We start from the raw sequence: 19,965 nt of genomic DNA, 5'->3' as shown, positions 1-19,965 counted from the left end.
CGCGCGCGTTTCCCTCGGGGTTCGCCTCAGAGCGGCTTGTCGATCCCGTCATAGAGCTTCTGCAACTGGCCAATGCGGGTATCGTAGGCCTTTTCGATGCAGGAGACCGAGGTGCCACAGGCTTCGCGTTCCTTCAGCCACGCCTTCTGGTCGTCGGCCATGTTTCCGGAAACGCCCATGGCGAACAGGCCCTTCAGCATGGTGTACATCGTCGCCATCTTCACGTCGTCATCGTTGAGCGTGAGATTGGCGCAGATGGTCTTTTCATTCGGCGTCAGGCCGGAGGCGCTGCAATCGAAGCTCGCTGCGGATGCCGGTGCGGTCATCAGGGCGGCGGCGCCGACGACGGCGAGCGATGCCACAAGCGCGAGTGCTGCGGTGCGGGGAGCGTGTTTCATGGATTGTACCTCCTTGTGTTTCTGCCGTAGGTTGCGCTTGCCGCCCGGCAATTTTGTGGCGGGCGCGGCCCTGTGCGATGACCGCAATTTTCCGCCCCAATCGTGAATGTGTCATGAATACTGCGATATCGCCCGCCTGTTTTATCGCATCTGCCCCTTTTTCACCCTATATCGGGCGATGATTGTGATGCATCTTCCGGGGTCCCGGATGTCTGATGGATTTCATGAAAAGACAGGTGACTGATGACGGCACACTTCACACGCATTTCCGCAGCGGCACTTCTCGCCGGGGTGGTCCTGACCATGCAGCCCGCGCTTGCTGCCGAAAGAGCGGTTCCCGGCAGCGATGCCGAACTGCAGTATTCCTATGCGCCGCTGGTCAAGGAGACCGCGCCGGCGGTGGTCAATGTCTATGCCGAGCGCATGGTGACGCGGCGCTTGTCGCCGCTGTTTTCCGATCCGTTTTTCGGCCAGTTCTTCGGCCAGCAGATGCCCGGAAGATCCGAAAAACAGACGTCCCTCGGTTCCGGCGTGATCGTCGAGAACAACGGTATGATCATCACCAACAACCACGTCATCGCCGGGGCGGACGACGTGCGGGTCGCGCTTTCGGACGGGCGCGAGTTTCCCTGCACCGTTCTTTTGAAGGACGAGCGCTATGATCTGGCGGTGCTGAAGATCGACTCGGATGAGGAATTTCCGACGATCCCGATCGGCGATTCCGATGCGGTCGAGGTCGGCGACCTGTCGCTTGCCATTGGCAACCCCTTCGCGGTCGGCCAGACGGTCACGAGCGGCATCATCTCGGGACTTGCGCGCAACTCGGTCACCGACGGCGAATTCGGCTTCTTCCTGCAGACGGACGCGGCGATCAATCCGGGCAATTCGGGCGGCGCGCTGCTCGATATGCAAGGCGAGCTTATCGGCATCAACACCGCGATCTTTTCCAGGGGCGGCGGGTCCAACGGCATCGGATTTGCCATTCCGGCCAATATGGTCAAGGTGTTTCTCGCCGCCGCCGACAGGGGAGAGACGCGGTTCCAGCGCCCCTATGTCGGCGCGACATTCGGCCCGGTCACCTCCGACATGGCGGAAGCGCTGGGGCTGAAGGCCGCGCGCGGGGCGATCGTTTCCGCGGTGAGGGCGGCGGGCCCCGCAGAAAAGGCCGGCCTCCAGCCCGGCTCCGTCATCACGGCGGTCAACGATGTTCCGGTCGAGCATCCCGACGCCCTGCTTTATCGCCTTACCGTGATCGGCATCGGCGAAGAAGCCGATCTCACGGTGGAACGCGACGGCAAGATCAGCCATATCGACCTGTCGCTCGCGCTCGCGCCGGAAGACCCACCGCGCGATACCCGCTCGATCGACGGCGACAGCCCTTTTTCCGGCCTTACGGTGGAAAATATCTCGCCGCGCGTGGTCGAGGAGTTGCGCCTGCCCGACATATCTGATGGTGTGGTTGTCGCAGACGTTGAAAGCGGTTCGCCCGCGGCCCGGATCGGCTTTGCCCGGGGCGATATCATCGTCGCCGTCAACGGAACCGAAATCGACAGCACCGGTACGCTGGAAGACCAGGCTGCCATCAGTCCCGGCTATTGGCGCCTTTCCATCAACCGTGGCGGCAGAGTGATAAACCAGATCTTCAGATGAGCGACCTGTTTGCCCCCAAAGTCCCCGAAGACATCGAGCGCAAGCGGCCGCTCGCCGACCGGCTGCGTCCGAAGCACCTCGCCGAGGTCACCGGCCAGCCGCATCTGACCGGCGCCGATGGCGTGCTGACGCGCATGATCGCGTCCGGCTCGCTCGGCTCGATGATCTTCTGGGGGCCGCCGGGCACGGGAAAAACCACGGTCGCCCGTCTGCTGTCGGGCGAGGCCGGTCTTGCCTTCGAGCAGATTTCCGCGATCTTCTCCGGCGTCGCCGATCTCAAGAAAGTGTTCGAGGCGGCCCGCGCCCGGCGCATGAACGGACGTCAGACCCTGTTGTTCGTGGACGAGATCCATCGTTTCAACCGCGCCCAGCAGGACAGTTTTCTTCCCGTCATGGAGGATGGCACGATCATCCTGGTCGGCGCCACCACCGAAAACCCGTCATTCGAACTCAACGCCGCCCTTCTGTCGCGGGCACGGGTGCTGACCTTCCGGCCGCATGACGCGGAGAGCCTTGCCGAACTCGTCGCCCGCGCAGAGACGACAGAGGGCAAGAAACTACCGCTCGATGACGCCGCCCGCCAGACCCTGCTGATGATGGCCGATGGCGACGGACGGGCGATCCTGACGCTGGCGGAGGAGGTCTGGCGGGCCGCGCGGGAAGGGGAGTTGCTCGACCCGCAAAGCCTGCTGAACATCGTCCAGCGCCGTGCGCCGATCTACGACAAGGGCCAGGACGGCCACTACAATTTGATTTCCGCGCTGCACAAGGCGGTGCGCGGCTCCGATCCCGATGCCGCGCTCTATTACCTCGCCCGCATGTTCGATGCCGGCGAGGATCCGCTGTTCCTCGGGCGAAGGCTGGTGCGCATGGCGAGCGAGGATATCGGCCTTGCCGACCCGCAGGCCCTCGTGATCGCCAATGCGGCCAAGGACGCCTATGACTTTCTCGGTTCGCCGGAGGGCGAACTGGCGCTGGCGGAGGCCTGCGTCTATCTCGCCACCGCGCCGAAATCGAACGGCGTCTACGTCGCCTTCAAGGCGGCGATGCGGGCGGCCAAGGAAAACGGTTCGCTGCTGCCGCCCAAACATATCCTGAACGCGCCGACAAAGCTGATGAAAACGGAAGGCTATGGCGACGGCTATCGCTACGACCACGACCAGCCCGACGCCTTCTCCGGACAGGATTATTTTCCGACCGAAATGGGTCGCCAGAGCTTCTACCGCCCGCCGGATCGCGGTTTCGAGCGAGAGATCAACAAGCGTCTGCAATGGTGGGACAAGCTGCGCAAGGAACGCGGCGGCTGAACCGGATGCGCCGGACGCCCGGTCTTTTTACGGATTGATTTGCGAATACCGCCGCAGCAAGGGAACTCTCGTCTTCACTTCGCGTTTACCATGCAACACGAAATGGAGAACCGAAATGGAAAATCTGCCCCTACGCGTTCTTGCCTACGCCGCCATCGCGCTTTGCTGCGCAATGGTTATCGGGATCATCCTGACGGTGCCGGTTCTTTACGAGGCCAGGATTTTCCTTCTCCCCGCCATGCTGCTGATTGCCTGGGTCTCGGGCCCGCTCCTGACCCACTACCTCGCCCCCTCCGGGGCCCGCAGATTGCGCAAGCGGTAAGCCCCCCGGCCGCGCGCTGAAAACGCCTGACCAGAAGGGAAGCTGGTCAGGCGTTTGTTTTTTTGAGCAATGCCGGCAAACCGGACTACCTTTCCGAGGGCGCCTTCTTGATCGGCGCCTGATAGGTGAACCCCATGTCCCAGGGGAAATAGATCCAGGTGTCCTGACTGACCTCGGTGACGAAGGTGTCGACCATGGGCACGCCCTGCGGCTTGGCGTAGAGGCAGGCGAAATGGGCCCTCGGCAGCATCTCGCGCACTTCGCGGGCGGTGTTGCCGGTATCGGTCAGGTCGTCGATGATCACGACGCCTTCGCCGCCATTCTTCTTCAGATCCTCGGAAATGCCCTTCAACAGCAGGGTTTCGCCCTGATCGGTGTAATCGTGATAGCTCGCGATACAGACCGTCTCGATCAGGCGGATCTCAAGCTCGCGCGAAATGATCGCGGACGGGACCAGGCCGCCGCGCGTGACGCAGACGATCGCGGTGAAGGTCTGTTCGAGGCCGGCGAGACGCCAGGCCAGCGCACGGGCGTCTCGATGGAACTGGTCCCAGGAAACGGGGAAGGCTTTTTCGGGAAGGGACATGGCAGGCTCCGCAGGGCAACAAACGATGCGGGCTAATAGCCGTATTCGCGCCTTTATTGCAAGGCCTGCGCCGCCCTCACCGCGACATCAGCGTTGCCGCCGTCATAGAGCCGAGCAGCGTGCGGGTCACGCCGCCGAAAAGCAGTTCCCAGAGCCGCGAATGAGTATAGGCGCCCATGATCAGCAGATCGACGGAATTGTCGGAGAGCCGGTTCTCGATGATCTCGGCGGCTTTGGCCTTGTCGGCATGGGCGCTGGTGGCCACCACATTGATGCCGTGGCGGGCAAGCGTTGCCGCGATCTCGGCGCCGGCAAGCCCGCTATCCTCGTCGGCGCTGTCGCGCGGATTGACCGAGAAGATTTCGACCTCGTCCGCCTGTTTCAGGAAGGGCAGGGCGTCGAACGTGGCGCGCGCGGCCTCGCGCGAGCCGTTCCATGCGACCATCACCTTGGAAAACGGCCTGGCGGTCTTGGCCACATGCGGAACCATCAGCACCGGGCGGCCGCTATCGAACAGGAAGTTCTCGAAATTGGTGCGAATGTCGCCGGGCGCGTCCGAGGCAAGCTGCGGGGCTATGATCAGGTCGACGGCGCGCGCGCTGTCAACTACCGATGGCCCGGCAAAGCCGGAGGCCGAGACGATGTTGCGCCAGTCGCAGGAAATGCCTTCCCGCTCGGTGCGGGTGCGGAAAATCTCGCCGATTTCAGCACTCCGCTTTTCGGCAAGCTCCTGCATCGACTGAATGGAAACCGGGTCCGGGATTTCCATCGGCGCCACGATCGGGGTTGGCGTGACGGCCTCGGCGTGGAGACCGATCAGATGCGCATCGAAGCTGCGCACGACCTCAAAGGTGAAATCGAGAAATCCGCCCTGCTGCGCGGGCGATTCCATCACCGCCAGAATGGTCTTGTAGCTCATCGAAATGCCTCCCGAATACGGATCGTGTTGTTACACTGTAGCGTTGGTGTCGCCGATTGCGAAGGGCAAAGCATTGACCGGTGTCAAAATCATCCTTGAAGCGACGCAATCATTGCCCGGATGTCGGCCGCAGCCGCATCGACAGCCGCGCGTTCGCGCGCACGAACCACGAGCTGGGTATTGAAACCCTTGTCGGAAAAGCGCGGATAGGAGCCGATCGAGGTTTGCGGATGGGCCTTCTGGATCGCCGCCAGCGCCGTGCCGATATCGCCCTCGCCGAAGGGGCAGTCGATCGCCTCCGAGATGATCGCAACGCCGCCCCGAAGCGTCGGGATGACATTGGCGAGCATGGCCTGAAACACCTGCGGCACGCCGGCCATGACATAGACATTGCCGATTATGAAACCGGGCGCGGTCGAGACCGGATTGTCGATCAGCGTCGCCCCTTCCGGCATGCGGGCCATGCGCTGGCGCGATTCGTTGAACGCAATGCCGTGCCGCGCATAATTTTCGGCAAGACGCGCCATCGCCTCGTCATTGTAGATGCAGGCAAGGCCGAAGGCGGCGGAAACCGAGTCGGCGGTGATATCGTCATGGGTGCCGCCGATGCCGCCGGAGGTGAAGACATAGGTGTAGCGGCCCCTCAGCGCGTTGACCGCTTCCACGATCGCGTCGCTGTCGTCGGCGACGATCCGGACCTCCCTGAGTTCGATGGCTGCAAGCGTCATGGCGTCCGCCAGATAGCCGATATTCTTGTCCTTGGTCCGTCCGGACAACAATTCGTCGCCGATGGCGAGCATGGCTGCGGTTGGCTGTGTGGTCATATAGGTCTGATCCGTGATATGCCGGGGCCTGTTTTCTGAACCTTTCGGCGGGTTTCTTCAAGCGCGCATTTTCATCTTCATTTGCCGTGGTGTGAACAGTGCGTCTATCGCCCGCCGTCTCGACAAAAGCCCCGCGGAAGCCCTATTCCGGGCTCAACGCATGAACCAGCGAAACCGGAGTGTTGAAATGGCTAAAGTTCTCGTTCTCTATTATTCCGCCTATGGCCACATCGAAGCCATGGCCAAGGCCGTTGTCGAAGGCGCGAAAGCGGCCGGCGCGGACGTAACCCTGAAGCGCGTTCCCGAACTCGTTCCCGAGGACGTTGCCAAGGCATCGCACTTCAAGATGGATCAGGAAGCGCCGATCGCAACGCCCGACGAGCTGGCCGAGTATGACGCCATCATCTTCGGATGCGGCACCCGCTACGGTACGGTCGCCTCGCAGATGCGCAACTTCATCGATCAGACCGGCGGGCTGTGGGCCCAGGGCAAGCTGGTTGGCAAGGTCGGCTCGGTTTTCACGTCGTCGGCGACCCAGCATGGCGGCCAGGAGTCGACCATTCTCGGCTTCATCCCGACGCTGCTGCACCACGGCATGATCGTCGTCGGCCTGCCTTATGCCTTTGCCGGCCAGATGGGCGTTGAGGAAGTCAAGGGCGGCTCGCCCTACGGCGCTTCGACGATCACCGATGGCGACGGCTCGCGCATGCCGTCCGAAACCGAACTGGCCGCCGCCCGCTATCAGGGTGAGCATGTGGCCAGGATCGCTGCCAAGACGGCCGCCTGAGGCCCCGACTCCTCCCTGACTTAAGCTGCGCGGCCTTCACGGGCCGCGCTCAGTTTGTTGACGAACCTAGTGCGCAATCACGGCGTCGCCCCGCTCGACGCCGTCATCCCGGGCTTGATCCGGGATCCAGCAAGTGCCGAGTCCTTGCGCGCAAAGACTTTTTTTCCGAGATGCCCCGCAAGCGGCCCTGGATGCCGGGTCAAGCCCGGCATGACGGGGGAGGGGCTTTGTCATCAGTCTGTGCGCGGTCCTCACGGGCCGCGCTTTTTTGTGCCCGTTCTTCCCCGCGAAATCCCGCCGCCCGCGCCGCCCTTACGATTCCGGTTATCACGAACCGCATCGAAGGACAGGCGTCATGCGCATCGACAACCACAAGATCCCCGGCCTCTGGTACGGCCAATCCTCCAATCTGGGGGCCGCGCGCGAAAGGCCGCCGGTCGTCATCGTGCTGCATTACACCACCGGCTGGAACGGCAGAGCGAGCCGGGACTGGCTGATGGGGGAGGCGGGCGGCACCACCAATCGCGGTTCCAGCGCCCATATCGTGGTCGACCGCGATGGCGCGGCCTGGCAGATCGCGCCGTTCAACCGTACGGCCTGGCATGCGGGGCCGTCGCGCTATGGCGAGTTGCAGGGCCTCAACAGCCATTCGGTCGGCATCGAATTCGTCAATGCCGGCTGGATGAAGCCGAACGGCCTCGGCGATTACATCGATGCCTATGGCCGGCGGATGAACGACCGCGCCCTGAAAAAGGCCGGCGGCTATACGCTCGCCGCGCATGACCGGGTCGGGTCGGGAACCTTCGCCTGGCCGCTTTATCCGGAAGCGCAGCTTGAAACCGGGCTCGAGATCGTCCAGGCGCTGCTTGCCGCCTATCCGATCGCGGCGATCGTCAGCCATGAGGAGATCGACACGCGCGGCTGGAAGACCGATCCGGGGCCGGCCTTCCCGATGGCCCGGTTTCAGGAGCTTCTGGGCGAGGCCGCCGATCGTGAGGACGCCTATGTTGTCACTGCCGGCCGGCTGAACCTGCGCGGCGGACCGGGTACCGGTTTCGAGAAGATCGTGCCGCCGGGGTTTTTGTTGCGCGGCACCAGACTTCGGGTTCTGAAGCGAAACGGCGACTGGGCTTTCATCGCGCCGGAGCGGGAGGATGGCGCGGAGGGCACTGTGCGCGGCTGGGTGCATGCCGCCTATATCGCGCCGATGATTGCGGCTTGAAACAGGCATTTCTTGCGTCTTTGGCGCAAGGCCTCTATATCACCGGAAAATATCGGATTCACATCCAACCTTGAACTGGACTGGCGGATCATGAACACACTCGGTTTTGACAAGAAGCCGCAGGACACCCGCGTCGTCGTGGCGATGTCCGGCGGCGTCGACAGCTCGGTGGTGGCCGGGCTGTTGCAGCGCGAGGGCTATGACGTCCTCGGCATTACCCTGCAGCTATACGACCATGGGGCAGCGGTGCACCGCGCCGGCTCGTGCTGCGCGGGACAGGATATCGACGATGCGCGCCGTGTCAGCGAGCGTCTCGGCATTCCGCATTATGTGCTGGATTACGAGGCGCGGTTTCGCGAAACGGTGATCAATCCCTTCGCCGAGGCCTATATCGCCGGCGAGACGCCGATCCCCTGCGTTGCCTGCAACCAGACGGTCAAGTTCGCCGACCTTTTGACGACCGCGCGCGAGCTCGGCGCCGATGCGCTGGCGACCGGCCATTATATCCGCTCGGCCCCCAATCCGTCCGCCGACAACCCGATGCGGCGCGCGCTTTATCGCCCGGTCGATGCCGAGCGCGACCAGAGCTACTTCCTGTTTGCGACCACGCAGGAACAGATCGATTTCCTGCGCTTTCCGCTCGGCGGGCTGCCGAAGGCTGCGACCCGCAAGCTTGCCGGGGAAATGGGCCTGATCGTCGCTGACAAGCCGGACAGCCAGGACATCTGTTTCGTGCCGCAGGGCAAATATTCCGATGTCATCGCCAAGCTCAGGCCGAATGCCGAGCTTTCCGGCGAGATCGTCCATCTCGACGGCCGCGTACTGGGCCGCCATGAAGGCATCGTCCGCTATACGATCGGTCAGCGCAAGGGGCTTGGGGTTGCCACCGGCGAGCCGCTTTACGTGGTCTATCTCGATGCCCGCTCGCGCCGCGTCGTCGTCGGCCCGCGCGAGGCGCTGGAAACCCGACGGATCTATCTGCGCGACGTCAACTGGCTGGGCGATCGCCCGCTTGCCGGCGAAGCGGCGGGCGGCTTCGAATGTTTCGCCAAGGTGCGTTCCACAAGGCCGCCGCTTCCGGTTGTCCTGCGCGCCGATGAGAACGGCGTCTACGTCGATCTCCTGGAAGGCGAGGCCGGCATTGCCAGCGGGCAGGCCTGCGTCCTCTACGACGCGCCCGGTAACGACGCCCGCGTCTTCGGCGGCGGCTTCATCGACCGTTCCGAGCGTTCGGCGGAGGCCGAGGCGGCGCTGAAGAGCCTGATGAACGGGCTTGCCGCCTGAGCGTCATCCCGTTCCCGGCAGCGGTATGCCGCCGGGCAGGTCGGTTACGTCGCGATCGTCGCCGTTTGTTGAAGAGTTTGGTGGGTGCTCCGGCGTTTCCTCCCTCTCTACCGTCATTCCGGCCTTGAGCCGGATTCCAGCAAGCGCAAGTCCTTGCGCGCGAAGACCCTTTATAGCGTCACCACAAGCGGCTCTGGATCCCGGCTCAGGGCCGGGATGACGGACGTGGTTGGCAGGAGGTGGGTCGTGAGACCAAGCTTGTCACGTCGTGATCGGCTTTTCGGCCGCCATGAACAGCTTCAGCGATTCCTGGTAGCCCAGGGTCAGCAACTGATGGACGTAGGCGATCAGCCTGTCGGCCCAGTCGAAACCCATATAGGCGGCGAGCCACACCAGAAGCGCCGCGATGATCAGCGCGTAGATGAAGCTTCTGAGCACCATCAGCACGATGGCAAGCAGCACGAAGGCGATCAGCCCGTAGAAGATCGAGGGCGCCAGCGCTACGCCGTCACGATGCGCGAGATAGCCCATATAGAGCGCGAAGATGATGCAGACCGCAGCGCTCAGCCGGTCGCGGATATTGCGGTGGGTGTAGGACGCGCTTGCCATTCTCGATCTCCCTTTCGACACGGCAGTCAACGTTACAGGAACGCGGTTGAACGACGCCGGTTCCCGATATCCCACGTTCAGCGCTGATTGTCGATCAGGCGAGTTCCGCAACCACACGGTTTAAAACCAGCATGCCCTCGGGCGTTGCCCTCAGCCTGTGGTTGCCGATGCGCTCGACAAGGCCAAGGTCGATCAGGAAGGCCTCGCGCTCGGCATCGATCGCCTTGCCGGCAAGCGACGACCATCGGGCAAGGTCGACCCCTTCGACCACGCGCAGCCCCATCAGCAGCAATTCGTCGGCCTGTTCCTCACCTGCGAGCGCGGTCTGCTCGGCAATGCCGTTGCCGGTGCCCTCCACCATCGACAGCCAGGTCTCCGGATGCCGCTCGTCAGCCGTCGCGAGCTTTTCACCGGCGGTCTGGAGCCTGCCATGAGCGCCGGGGCCGATGCCGGCATAATCGCCGTAGCGCCAGTAGGTGAGGTTGTGACGGCTTTCCGCGCCCGGTCGGGCGTGGTTGGAGACCTCATAGGCGGGCAATCCGCGTGCTGTCGTCACGGCCTGCGTGATCTCGTAGAGTTCGGCGGCGTGATCCTCGTCCGGCACGGTCAGCTTTCCGGCCTTGTGCAGCGCGTAGAACGGCGTGCCTTCCTCGATCGTGAGTTGGTAGAGCGACAGGTGATCGGCGGCGAGATCGATCGCGCGGTTGAGTTCGGCCTCCCAGTCGGCCGCAGTCTGGCCGGGCCGGGCATAGATCAGGTCGAACGACATGCGCGGGAAGATGTCGCGCGCAAGCCGGATCGCGCCGAGCGCCTGTTCGACAGTGTGCAGCCGTCCGAGAAACCGCAATTGCCGGTCGTCGAGCGCCTGAACGCCCATCGAGACGCGGTTGACGCCGGCGGCGCGATAGCCGCGAAAACGCGTTGCCTCGACGCTCGAGGGATTGGCCTCCAGCGTGATCTCGATTCCATCCGGCACATGCCAGGCCTTCGCGACGGCATCCAGAATGCCGCCCAGCGTTTCCGGCGCCATCAGCGAGGGCGTGCCGCCGCCGATGAAGATGCTGGTGACCGCGCGCGGGCCGGACAGCGCGCGCATATGGTCGATCTCGCGGATAAACGCCGCCTGAAACCGCTGCTGATCGACAGGCTGGTGGCGGACATGGCTGTTGAAATCGCAATAGGGGCATTTGGCCGCGCAGAACGGCCAGTGCAGATAGACGCCGAAACCGGGTTCGCCGTCGTCGCGGGCCATGGTTTGCGGATCGCTCAGCGTGACAGCCCCTTTTCGACGAACAGGCGGAAGGCGCGGGCGCGATGCGACAGCGCGCCGCCATCCTCAGGCCCGCCACGGGTCTTCTCGTCGGTTTCCATTTCACCGAAGGTCCTGTCATGGCCCGCCGGCCTGAACACCGGGTCGTAGCCATGGCCCTTGTCGCCGCGCGGCGGCCAGATCAGCGTGCCCTCGACCTCGCCCCGGAAGGTCTCGGTGTGGCCATCGGGCCAGGCGAGACAGAGGACGCAGACGAAGCGGGCGGTGCGGTTTTCGGGCGTGGTTGCGCCTTTTTCCGCCAGCAGCTTCTCGACCTTTTCCATCGCCATCGCGAAATCGCGGCTGCCATCGGCCGTTTCCGCCCAGTCGGCGGTATAGACGCCCGGCGCGCCATCGAGCGCGTCGACGGCGATCCCGGAATCATCGGCAAGCGCCGGCATGCCGGATTTGCGAGCCGAGGCCAGCGCCTTGATGGCGGCGTTTTCCTCGAATGTCGTACCGGTCTCTTCGGGCACGTCGAAATTCAGTTCGGCCGCCGATCGTGCGGAAAAACCTAGCGGGCCGATCAGGTCCGCGATCTCCGCGATCTTTCCGGCATTGTGGCTAGCGACGACGATGGTCTTGGTCTCGAGTTTGCGCATGTCAGGTCCCAATAAGGCAGGATGAAAGGGTTTTGGCCGCATAGCCCCCAACCAATCTCCCCCCTTGAGGGGGAGATGTCGCGAAAGCGACAGAGAGGGGTATAGGGCGTGAGCCGCCAATTCCGAATTTGCCGAAACGGTTCACCCCTCTCTGCCCCTGTCGGGGCATCTCTCCCTCAAGGGGAGAGATTGAAGGGAGGAGGGACGCAAACCTCGTCATCACACCCCCCAGAGCCTGCCCTCGGCGCATTCAAGGCTGTTGCCGGCGGGGTCGCGGAAATAGACGGAGCGGGCGCCGTTCGGCCAGCGGAAATCGCTTTCGATGGCGATGTCATGGTCGGCGAGGCGCTTGAGCAGGGCTGCGAAATCGTCGCCTTCAAGCCGGAAACAGGCATGGCCCGGGCCGCGCGCGCCGTGGGCGGGAACGGGCAGGGCATCCGGCGGCGCGGGTATGATCGTCTCGTCCGGATTGAAGATAAGAAGCACGCCCGGGCCGCAGCGGAAGAACACATGCCGGTCGCCGGCGCGAGAAATCCTCTCAAGGCCCAGAACGCCGCCGTAAAACCGCTCGGCGGCGTCGAGGTCATCGACGTAAAGCGCGGTCTCCAGAATGGCGGCGATCGGGCTGGTCATCGCGTCACGCGCCCTCGACGGTCTTCTTCTGCAACTCGACCAGTTCGGCAACACCGTTGCGGGCCAGATCCAGCAGCGTCAGGAACTCGTCCTGGCTGAACGGCTTGCCTTCGGCGGTGCCCTGGATCTCGACGATCCCGCCGGCGCCGGTCATGACGAAATTGGCGTCGGTCTCGGCGGAGGAATCCTCGAGATAATCGAGGTCGATGACCGGCTGGTCGGCGAAGATGCCGCAGGAAATCGCCGCGACATGGTCCTTCAGCACCTTGCCGGACTTGACCATGTTGCGCGCTTCCATCCACTTCAGGCAATCATGCAGAGCGATCCATGCGCCGGTGATGGAGGCCGTGCGGGTGCCGCCATCGGCCTGGATCACGTCGCAGTCGACGCTGATCTGGCGCTCTCCCAGCGCTTCGAGATCGACGACGGCGCGCAGCGAACGGCCGATCAGGCGCTGGATTTCGAGCGTGCGGCCGCCCTGCTTGCCGGCGGATGCCTCGCGGCGCATGCGTTCCCCGGTGGCGCGCGGCAGCATGCCGTATTCGGCCGTCACCCAGCCCTTGCCGCCATTGCGCAGCCACGGCGGCACGCGCTCTTCGAGCGAGGCGGTGCACAGCACATGGGTGTCTCCGAACTTCACCAGGCAGGAGCCTTCGGCGTGCTTGGAGTAGCCGCGCTCGAACGAGACTTTGCGCATCTGGGTGAGTTGTCTGCCTGATGGCCGCATGGTGTGGTCCTTCCGGTTGCCTTTGGCCGCGTTCTACGAGCATGCGCCCGCTTTTGCAAAGAAAAACGGTGTGAGATCAGCCCTCAATTGCGCCCGCGCGGCTTCGCACTATATTAGGCGGGAAGCTTTCTCACGTTCCGGCAAAGGTGCATGACCACAGATCGCAAAACAAAGGTTGATATGCCCGCCATCTCGCTCGACGACCGCTCGCGCGAGGTGTTCCGCCGCATTGTCGAAACCTATCTGGAGAGCGGCGAGCCGCTCGGCTCGCGCAATCTGTCGCGGCTTCTGCCGATGTCGCTGTCGCCGGCATCGGTGCGCAACGTCATGAGCGATCTCGAGGAACTCGGCCTGATCTATGCCCCGCATATCAGCGCCGGCCGGCTGCCGACCGAAAGCGGCCTGCGCTTCTTCGTGGATGCCTATATGCAGATCGGCGACCTTGCCGAGGGCGAGCGCGCCGAGATCGAACGCCAGATGGGCGGTATCGGCAGCGGCCAGCCGGTGGAGACGCTGCTGGACGAGGCGAGCCAGATGCTCTCCGGCATGTCGCGCGGGGCCGGACTGGTGATGACGTCGAAGAGCGACACCGTGCTGAAACATGTCGAGTTCATCCGTCTGGAGCCGACCAAGGCGCTGGCCGTGCTGGTCGGCGAGCACAATCAGGTCGAAAACCGGATCATCGATCTTCCCGCCGGCACCACCTCTTCGCAACTGACGGCGGCCGCGAATTTTCTCAATGCCCATCTGAACGGCCAGACGCTGCCGGAGCTGAAATCGGTGCTGACGCGGTTGAAGGACCGGGTGCGCCACGAACTCGATCAGTTGTCGCAGGATCTCGTGGGGCGCGGACTTGCCTTGTGGTCGGGCAGTAACGAAGACGGCAATCCGGGGCGGCTGATCGTGCGCGGGCGCGCCAATCTGCTCGAAGGGGTGGCGGATGCCGCCGATATCGACCGGTTGCGCATGCTGTTCGACGATCTCGAAAAGAAGGACAGCCTGATCGAGCTGATCAACCTTGCCGAAAGCGGCTCCGGCGTCAGGATCTTCATCGGCTCGGAAAACAAGCTGTTTTCGCTGTCCGGTTCCTCGCTGGTGGTCGCGCCCTATCGCGACGGCGACAATCAGGTCGTCGGCGCTGTCGGCGTGATCGGGCCGACCCGCCTGAACTATGCGCGTGTCGTGCCGATGGTCGATTATACCGCCCATCTGCTGTCGCGGCTTTCCAGTAGGCGCTGATTGCGGCAAAACCCATACCGGCCCCATATCGGACCTTGATTTTTCGATGCTTAACCTCGATATCGGGGCTCAATAAATTCACCAATGGAATGCAATCTGCGGAGACGTCATGACCGACGAGACCAAGAAAAACGGAACTGACGAGGAAATCAGGGAAACGGTGCTCGACCTCGAAGCCGAGATGGACGCTGCAGCCGCCGAGGATATCGCCGAAGAGGCCGAACCCGATCCGATCGATATCCTGCGCGCCGAAAACGAAAAGCAGCGCGACCAGTTGCTGCGGCTTGCCGCCGAGATGGAAAACCTGCGCCGCCGCACCGCCCGCGATGTCAAGGACGCCAAGGCCTACGCCGTGACCGCGTTCGCGCGCGACATGCTCGGCGTTTCCGACAATCTGCGCCGCGCGCTCGATGCGATCCCGCAAGACAAGCGCACCGAGGAAATCAGGGGCTTCATCGAAGGCGTCGAAATGACCGAGCGTTCGATGCTTTCCGGCCTCGAACGTCACGGCGTGAAGAAGATCGAGGCCGAGGGCGAGCGCTTCGACCCCAATATCCACCAGGCGATGTTCGAAGTGCCGAACCCGGAGATCCCCGCCAACACGGTGGTGCAGGTGGTGCAGGCCGGCTACATGATTGGCGAGCGGGTGCTGCGTCCGGCGATGGTCGGCGTTTCAAAGGGCGGTCCGAAAGCGGAGCAGCCGCAAGCCGCCGAAGAGGCGCCGAAGGACGAGTAAGGCGCACTGAAATGCGCTGGCATTGAAATTATTGAGGCGTTCCGCGATCGCGGAGCGCCTCAATTTGTTCAGAAGCTCTGTGCGCAGTCACGGCGTTTCCTCCTCCGCGCCCTCATCCCGGCCCTGAGCCGGGATGACGGCGGAGCGACGGGCGCATTAGCATCATCATATTTATCGTAACGACATCGCCATACTGCCCTGGATGCCGGCTCAAGCCCGGCATGACGGAGGAGGGGGCTTTGGCAGCAGTCCGGGCGTTCCGTCATCGCGGAGCGCCCTTTTGCATTCAGCGCCGTATAGAATAATGGGAAAAAGAGACCCGGGTGCGAGGTCCCTCAGGCCGCCGAGGAATCCGGGTCGGAATTCAGGAAGGCGTAGATCGCGCTTTCGGTATCGGAGGCGCGCAGCTTGCGGGTCAGTTCCGGGTCACGCAGCAGGCGGGCGACCCGTGAGAGCGCTTTCAAATGATCCGCGCCAGCGCCTTCCGGCGCCAGCAGCAGAAAGGCGAGGTCGACGGGCTGGTCGTCGAGCGCGTCGAAATTCACCGGGTGCTGAAGCCGCGCGAAAACGCCGGCGATGTGGTCGAGCTTCGGCAGCTTGCCGTGCGGGATGGCGATGCCGTTGCCGACGCCGGTCGAGCCCAGCCGCTCGCGTTGCAGCACGATGTCGAAGATTTCACGCTCCGGTATCCCGGTCACGGCTTCCGCCCGGGCGGCGAGTTCCTGCAGCAATTGCTTCTTGGAATTGGCCTTGAGGGCGGGGATGATCGCTTCCTGTTTCAGCAGGTCGTCGAGTGCCATGTCCTGGTATCCTGGCGTGAAGCGGACGCCTTGCGGCGCCCGCCGGTTTGAAGTCAGCCCTGAATGCCGGCTGTGTCGATCCAGCCGATATTGCCATCCGGGCGGCGATACACGATGTTCAGCGTCTTGTTGTCCGGGTTGCGGAACAGCATCAGCGGCTTGTCGGTCATGTCCAGCGCCATGACGGCGGTTGCCACAGCCATGGTGCGCACCTCGGCCCGGGCCTCCGCGACGATCGCCGGCGCGTAGTCCTCGGGAATTTCCGCGTCATCCTCCGGTGGCGTGTCCATCACCGAATAGGCAAATTCGGCGGAAACGGCATGGCCATTGTGATGGTGGTCCTTCAGCTTGCGCTTGTAGCGGCGCAGGCGCTTGGCGATCCGCTCGAAGGCTGCCTCGAAGGCGGCCTGGGGATCGTGCGCCTTGCCGGCCGCGTGTAGCACGGCGCCGCTGTCGAGGTGGACCTTGCAATCGGCCTCAAAGCCGCCGCCGGCCTTTTCCACGGTTACCTGGCTCGAATAGCCGCCGTCGAAATATTTCGTGACCGCTTCCTCGATCTGGTCCTCGATTCTTTCGCGGAAAGCCTCGCCGACTTCCATCTGTTTGCCCGAGACGCGAACACTCATGGTTATTCCCTTCTTTTCGTGTTTGCACGAGCCAGTGTAGGCCAAGCCTCGATCTCCTCCAAGAGGTTCGGTTTGTCGGCCCGAGTGGCAGTGCGATGACAACCGGTCATCGATATGTATTTGGGCTTTTTTCAGCCGTTTGCCAGCGGGAAATTTGCAATTCGTTCCGCGTTTTTCGTGCCGTCCGCCAGTTGGGCTCGTCATATCGACGCCGGCGTCCGGTCACAAAACCATTAAACTGTCGGTTCGCGCCCCTTTGCGGCGGATGCTCTAGCGTTCATGGACGGCGAAGTCAATGCGGCCGTTGTTTTGTCCGGCCTTCGCCGCTTCAGCCGGCAGCAACCCGGGCATAGGCCCGCTTCTCCCGCCGGCGCTGGACGGAGGAGGGGATGTTCATGGCTTCGCGGTATTTGGCAACCGTCCGGCGGGCAAGCGTGATCCCGTCTTCCTTCAGCGCCGCGGCGATGTCATCGTCGGAAAGCACTGTGGCCGGCATCTCGGTGTCGATCAGCCGCCTGATCTTGTGGCGCACGGCTTCGGCGGAGTGGCTCGCGGCGTCCTCATCGGCGCCGGCGATCGAAACGGTAAAGAAATAGCGCAGTTCGAACAGCCCGCGCGGCGTGAGGATGAACTTGTTGGAGGTGACCCGGCTGACGGTCGATTCGTGCATCTTGATCGCATCCGCCACCGTTCTGAGATTGAGCGGGCGCAGATGGTCGACGCCATGTCGGAGGAAACCGTCCTGCAGGCGTACGATCTCACCGGCGACCTTCAGTATGGTGCGGGCCCGCTGATCCAGGCTGCGGGTCAGCCAGTTGGCATTCTGCAGGCAGGTGTTGAGGAAGGTGCGGTCAGCCTCCGACATGCCCTGCGATGCCCTGACCTGGGCCAGATACGAGCGATTGACCAGCACCCTCGGCAGGGTGTCGCTGTTGAGTTCGATCTGCCAGTCGCCGCCGGGCCTCTCGGTGACGATGACGTCGGGCAGGACTGATTCGCTCGGGTGGCTGGAGAACGCGCTGGCGGGTTTCGGGTTCAGCCTTCGCAATTCCCCCAACATGTCGAGCAGGTCGTCGTCATCGACCCCGCAGATGCGCCTCAGTTTCTGAAAATCCCGTCGCGCCAAAAGATCGAGATTGTCGACCAGGGCCTCCATGGCGGGGTCCAGCCTGCCGCATTGCCTGAGCTGCTCGCGCAGGCAATCCGACAGAGACTGAGCGAAAATGCCCGGCGGATCGAGCGATTTGAGCGCTGAAAGCACCTGCGTCACCTCGTCCGTATCGATCCCGACGCTGGCGGCAATTTCGTGCGGCTCCCCCTGGAAATATCCGGCCTCGTCGAGATAGTCGATCAGGTGGCGTGCGATCGCCTGCGCGCGCGCGCTGCGGAAGGTCAGGGCGATCTGGTCGGTCACATGGTCGCGCAGGCAGCGCCGGCTGGCGACGAACTCGTCGAGGTCGACGTGATCGGCGCTGCCGCTGCCGGGCATCGACTTCCACTGGCTCATCAGCTCTGGCGCATCGGGCCGGAGCGGCGGGGCATCCTCGCTGAAAGCGCTGTCGTAATTGCTGTCGAGGCTTTCCTTCAGGCTGTCGGAGGCCTGGCGGTCTTCGCGGAACCAGTCGCTCGAAGGCTCCGGGCTTTCATGTGCGACAAGCTCAGCGGCTTCGTGCTTTTCATCCCCGCGGCCTTCATCGCCGGTCATTTCCAGAAGCGGGTTCTTTTCGACTTCCTGCGCGATAAAGGCGGTGAGCTCCGCATGCGGCATCTGCAGAAGCTGGATCGACTGCATCAACTGCGGGGTCATAACCAGCGATTGGTTCTGCCTCAGAAACAGATTGGCGCCGAGTGCCATGAAAACGCAAAACCCCCACGAAAAATGCATGGCCGGCAGAAGCCGACCTGTTCAGGCGGGGAGATTGGCATAAAAATTGCTTGCGGATCAAGCCTGAATCGAGAGCGCGCTCTCAAACTCCGGCGCATGACCTCAAAGGCTGAAATTATCGCCGAGATAAAGCCTGCGGACATCGCTGTTGGCGACGATTTCCGAGGCCTTGCCGTGGGTCAGAACCTCACCGGCATGAATGATATAGGCCCGGTCGATCATGCCGAGCGTTTCGCGCACATTGTGGTCGGTGATCAGCACGCCGATGCCGCGCTGCGTCAGATGACGGATCAGGCCCTGGATATCCGAGACCGAAATCGGGTCGACGCCCGCAAACGGTTCGTCAAGCAGCATGAAGGCCGGATCCGTGGCAAGCGCGCGGGCGATCTCGAGGCGTCGCCGCTCCCCGCCCGAAAGCGCCACGGCCGGCGACTTCCTGAGCCCTGCGATGCCGAACTCCTCCATCAGCTGTTCGAGCTTGTCCTCGCGTTCGCGTTTTTTCAGCGGTGTGAGTTCCAGAACGGCGCGGATGTTGTTTTCGACGGTCAGTCCGCGGAAGATCGAGGCCTCCTGCGGCAGGTAGCCGACGCCGAGCCTGGCGCGGCGATACATCGGCAGGCCCGTGACATCGCGCCCATGCAGCGCGATACGGCCTTCGTCGACCGGGACAAGGCCGGTGATCATGTAGAAGCAGGTGGTCTTGCCGGCGCCATTCGGGCCGAGCAGGCCGACGGCCTCTCCGCGGCGCACGACCAGCGACACGCCGTTCACGACGCGGCGGTTGCGGTAGGACTTGGTCAGGCCTTCGGCAATCAGCGTGCCTTCGTAATTGACGGTGCGTCGGCCGTTGCCCGCTTTGGGCGACGCGGTTTGTGCCGTCGGGGCTGCAGGCCGCGGCGCTGGGGATTGTGTCTTGTTCACTTGCACCCCCGGATCAGTTGCCCGACCGCGATTGCGGATTGAGACGGATCTGGACGCGCTTGCCACAGGCATCAAGCTTGGCCTGGCTGCTTGCCATGTTGACCGTCAGCTTGCAGCCGACGAAGACATTACCGTTTTCCTTGAGCACCACTTCCTTGCCCTCCAGCACGAATTGCTGGCTCGGCATGTCGAAATGGCCGGTGTCGCCGGTTGCCGACTGGGTATCAGTATCGAGACGAACGCCGCCGGTAAGATCGATCCGGTCGATATCGCCCTGGCCCGAGGCAATGCCGGTGGAGCCGCCTTCGTAGCGCACCGTCATCTTGGCGGCGCGCACCGTGTTGACGCCCTGCACGGCAACGACATTGCCGGAAAAGGTGATCAGCTTGGTCGCGTCATCGACCTCGAATTCATCGGCGTCGATATTGATCGGTTGATCGCCGGCGAGTTGGAAACCGGTGGTCTCGGTGGACTGGGCGAATGCCGTTTTTGCCGGAAGGCTGGCGAAACAGATCGAGGCGATCGCGACCGCCGCCGGGATCATGCCGGTTCTGAATTTAAGAATGCCCAACTCCATCG

General features: G+C 63.3%; 22 protein-coding genes. 8 read left to right on the top strand and 14 right to left on the bottom strand.

Going from position 1 to position 19,965, the window contains the following annotated elements; all coding sequences use genetic code 11:
• Nucleotides 1-26: 26 nt before the first annotated feature.
• The gene (locus HQ843_RS23075; protein WP_246710201.1) at nt 27-398 is read right to left on the bottom strand and encodes a lysozyme inhibitor LprI family protein; all 372 of its coding nucleotides are present in this window, start codon (nt 396-398) and stop codon (nt 27-29) included.
• A gap of 243 nt (nt 399-641) precedes the next feature.
• Here HQ843_RS23075 and HQ843_RS23070 point away from each other — a divergent pair, with 243 nt between their 5' ends.
• The 3 genes from HQ843_RS23070 to HQ843_RS23060 all read left to right on the top strand — a co-directional run bounded on the left by HQ843_RS23070 (nt 642) and on the right by HQ843_RS23060 (nt 3,677).
• Nucleotides 642-2,048, top strand: coding sequence for a DegQ family serine endoprotease (locus tag HQ843_RS23070; RefSeq protein ID WP_371822115.1), 1,407 nt, complete (start codon nt 642-644; stop codon nt 2,046-2,048).
• The gene (locus HQ843_RS23065) at nt 2,045-3,355 is read left to right on the top strand and encodes a replication-associated recombination protein A (protein WP_180901002.1); all 1,311 of its coding nucleotides are present in this window, start codon (nt 2,045-2,047) and stop codon (nt 3,353-3,355) included. The genes HQ843_RS23070 and HQ843_RS23065 overlap by 4 nt, the downstream gene beginning before the upstream one ends.
• A gap of 115 nt (nt 3,356-3,470) precedes the next feature.
• Nucleotides 3,471-3,677: a hypothetical protein gene (locus tag HQ843_RS23060; protein ID WP_180901003.1), complete on the top strand. Its 207-nt coding sequence runs from the start codon at nt 3,471-3,473 to the stop codon at nt 3,675-3,677.
• Between the two features lie 85 nt (nt 3,678-3,762).
• On the opposite strand, the gene gpt is transcribed toward HQ843_RS23060, so the two are convergent.
• The 3 genes from gpt to HQ843_RS23045 form a co-directional block, all read right to left on the bottom strand.
• Nucleotides 3,763-4,263 (bottom strand): xanthine phosphoribosyltransferase, encoded by a 501-nt coding sequence (gene gpt / locus HQ843_RS23055; protein ID WP_180903328.1) that lies wholly within the window; start codon nt 4,261-4,263, stop codon nt 3,763-3,765.
• Between the two features lie 76 nt (nt 4,264-4,339).
• The gene (locus tag HQ843_RS23050; protein ID WP_180901004.1) at nt 4,340-5,182 is read right to left on the bottom strand and encodes a universal stress protein; all 843 of its coding nucleotides are present in this window, start codon (nt 5,180-5,182) and stop codon (nt 4,340-4,342) included.
• Between the two features lie 89 nt (nt 5,183-5,271).
• On the bottom strand, nt 5,272-6,006 hold the full coding sequence (locus HQ843_RS23045; RefSeq protein WP_180901005.1) for a competence/damage-inducible protein A: 735 nt from the start codon (nt 6,004-6,006) through the stop codon (nt 5,272-5,274).
• Between the two features lie 187 nt (nt 6,007-6,193).
• Here HQ843_RS23045 and wrbA point away from each other — a divergent pair, with 187 nt between their 5' ends.
• The 3 genes from wrbA (at nt 6,194) to mnmA (ending at nt 9,299) form a co-directional block, all read left to right on the top strand.
• Nucleotides 6,194-6,793: an NAD(P)H:quinone oxidoreductase type IV gene (gene wrbA, locus HQ843_RS23040; RefSeq protein ID WP_180901006.1), complete on the top strand. Its 600-nt coding sequence runs from the start codon at nt 6,194-6,196 to the stop codon at nt 6,791-6,793.
• A 355-nt stretch (nt 6,794-7,148) separates the two neighbouring features.
• Nucleotides 7,149-8,015: an N-acetylmuramoyl-L-alanine amidase gene (locus HQ843_RS23035; RefSeq protein WP_180901007.1), complete on the top strand. Its 867-nt coding sequence runs from the start codon at nt 7,149-7,151 to the stop codon at nt 8,013-8,015.
• A 90-nt stretch (nt 8,016-8,105) separates the two neighbouring features.
• Nucleotides 8,106-9,299, top strand: coding sequence for a tRNA 2-thiouridine(34) synthase MnmA (gene mnmA / locus HQ843_RS23030; protein WP_180901008.1), 1,194 nt, complete (start codon nt 8,106-8,108; stop codon nt 9,297-9,299).
• Nucleotides 9,300-9,560: 261 nt separating this feature from the next.
• On the opposite strand, the gene HQ843_RS23025 is transcribed toward mnmA, so the two are convergent.
• The 5 genes from HQ843_RS23025 to rph all read right to left on the bottom strand — a co-directional run bounded on the left by HQ843_RS23025 (nt 9,561) and on the right by rph (nt 13,179).
• Entirely contained in the window at nt 9,561-9,908 is a 348-nt protein-coding gene (locus HQ843_RS23025; protein ID WP_180901009.1) for a hypothetical protein, read from the bottom strand.
• A 94-nt stretch (nt 9,909-10,002) separates the two neighbouring features.
• Entirely contained in the window at nt 10,003-11,160 is a 1,158-nt protein-coding gene (gene hemW, locus HQ843_RS23020; RefSeq protein ID WP_180901010.1) for a radical SAM family heme chaperone HemW, read from the bottom strand.
• A 14-nt stretch (nt 11,161-11,174) separates the two neighbouring features.
• Nucleotides 11,175-11,819: an RdgB/HAM1 family non-canonical purine NTP pyrophosphatase gene (gene rdgB / locus HQ843_RS23015; protein ID WP_180901011.1), complete on the bottom strand. Its 645-nt coding sequence runs from the start codon at nt 11,817-11,819 to the stop codon at nt 11,175-11,177.
• Nucleotides 11,820-12,038: 219 nt separating this feature from the next.
• Nucleotides 12,039-12,452: a VOC family protein gene (locus tag HQ843_RS23010; protein ID WP_180903327.1), complete on the bottom strand. Its 414-nt coding sequence runs from the start codon at nt 12,450-12,452 to the stop codon at nt 12,039-12,041.
• 4 nt (nt 12,453-12,456) lie between these two features.
• Entirely contained in the window at nt 12,457-13,179 is a 723-nt protein-coding gene (gene rph / locus HQ843_RS23005; RefSeq protein ID WP_180901013.1) for a ribonuclease PH, read from the bottom strand.
• 150 nt (nt 13,180-13,329) lie between these two features.
• On the opposite strand from rph, the gene hrcA reads away from it, so the two are divergent.
• Together hrcA and grpE are read left to right on the top strand one after the other, a co-directional pair.
• A complete protein-coding gene (gene hrcA / locus HQ843_RS23000; protein WP_180901014.1) occupies nt 13,330-14,418 on the top strand; it encodes a heat-inducible transcriptional repressor HrcA in 1,089 nt (362 codons plus the stop codon).
• 109 nt (nt 14,419-14,527) lie between these two features.
• Nucleotides 14,528-15,154 (top strand): nucleotide exchange factor GrpE, encoded by a 627-nt coding sequence (gene grpE / locus HQ843_RS22995; RefSeq protein ID WP_180901015.1) that lies wholly within the window; start codon nt 14,528-14,530, stop codon nt 15,152-15,154.
• 335 nt (nt 15,155-15,489) lie between these two features.
• Here the strand turns inward: grpE and ptsN are convergent, their stop codons facing one another.
• The 5 genes from ptsN to HQ843_RS22970 form a co-directional block, all read right to left on the bottom strand.
• Nucleotides 15,490-15,954: a PTS IIA-like nitrogen regulatory protein PtsN gene (gene ptsN / locus HQ843_RS22990; protein WP_180901016.1), complete on the bottom strand. Its 465-nt coding sequence runs from the start codon at nt 15,952-15,954 to the stop codon at nt 15,490-15,492.
• Between the two features lie 53 nt (nt 15,955-16,007).
• Nucleotides 16,008-16,580 (bottom strand): ribosome hibernation-promoting factor, HPF/YfiA family, encoded by a 573-nt coding sequence (gene hpf, locus HQ843_RS22985; protein WP_180901017.1) that lies wholly within the window; start codon nt 16,578-16,580, stop codon nt 16,008-16,010.
• 328 nt (nt 16,581-16,908) lie between these two features.
• Nucleotides 16,909-18,435, bottom strand: coding sequence for an RNA polymerase factor sigma-54 (gene rpoN, locus HQ843_RS22980; RefSeq protein ID WP_180901018.1), 1,527 nt, complete (start codon nt 18,433-18,435; stop codon nt 16,909-16,911).
• A 132-nt stretch (nt 18,436-18,567) separates the two neighbouring features.
• Nucleotides 18,568-19,458, bottom strand: coding sequence for an LPS export ABC transporter ATP-binding protein (gene lptB / locus HQ843_RS22975; RefSeq protein WP_371822116.1), 891 nt, complete (start codon nt 19,456-19,458; stop codon nt 18,568-18,570).
• Nucleotides 19,400-19,963 (bottom strand): LptA/OstA family protein, encoded by a 564-nt coding sequence (locus HQ843_RS22970; RefSeq protein WP_180901020.1) that lies wholly within the window; start codon nt 19,961-19,963, stop codon nt 19,400-19,402. The genes lptB and HQ843_RS22970 overlap by 59 nt, the downstream gene beginning before the upstream one ends.
• Nucleotides 19,964-19,965 lie beyond the last annotated feature (2 nt).

It is taken from the genome of Martelella sp. NC20 (genome assembly GCF_013459645.1).
GTDB lineage: Bacteria > Pseudomonadota > Alphaproteobacteria > Rhizobiales > Rhizobiaceae > Martelella.
The sequence above is the reverse complement of the archived record's forward strand: the minus strand, read 5'-3'. Positions and strand labels throughout refer to the sequence as shown.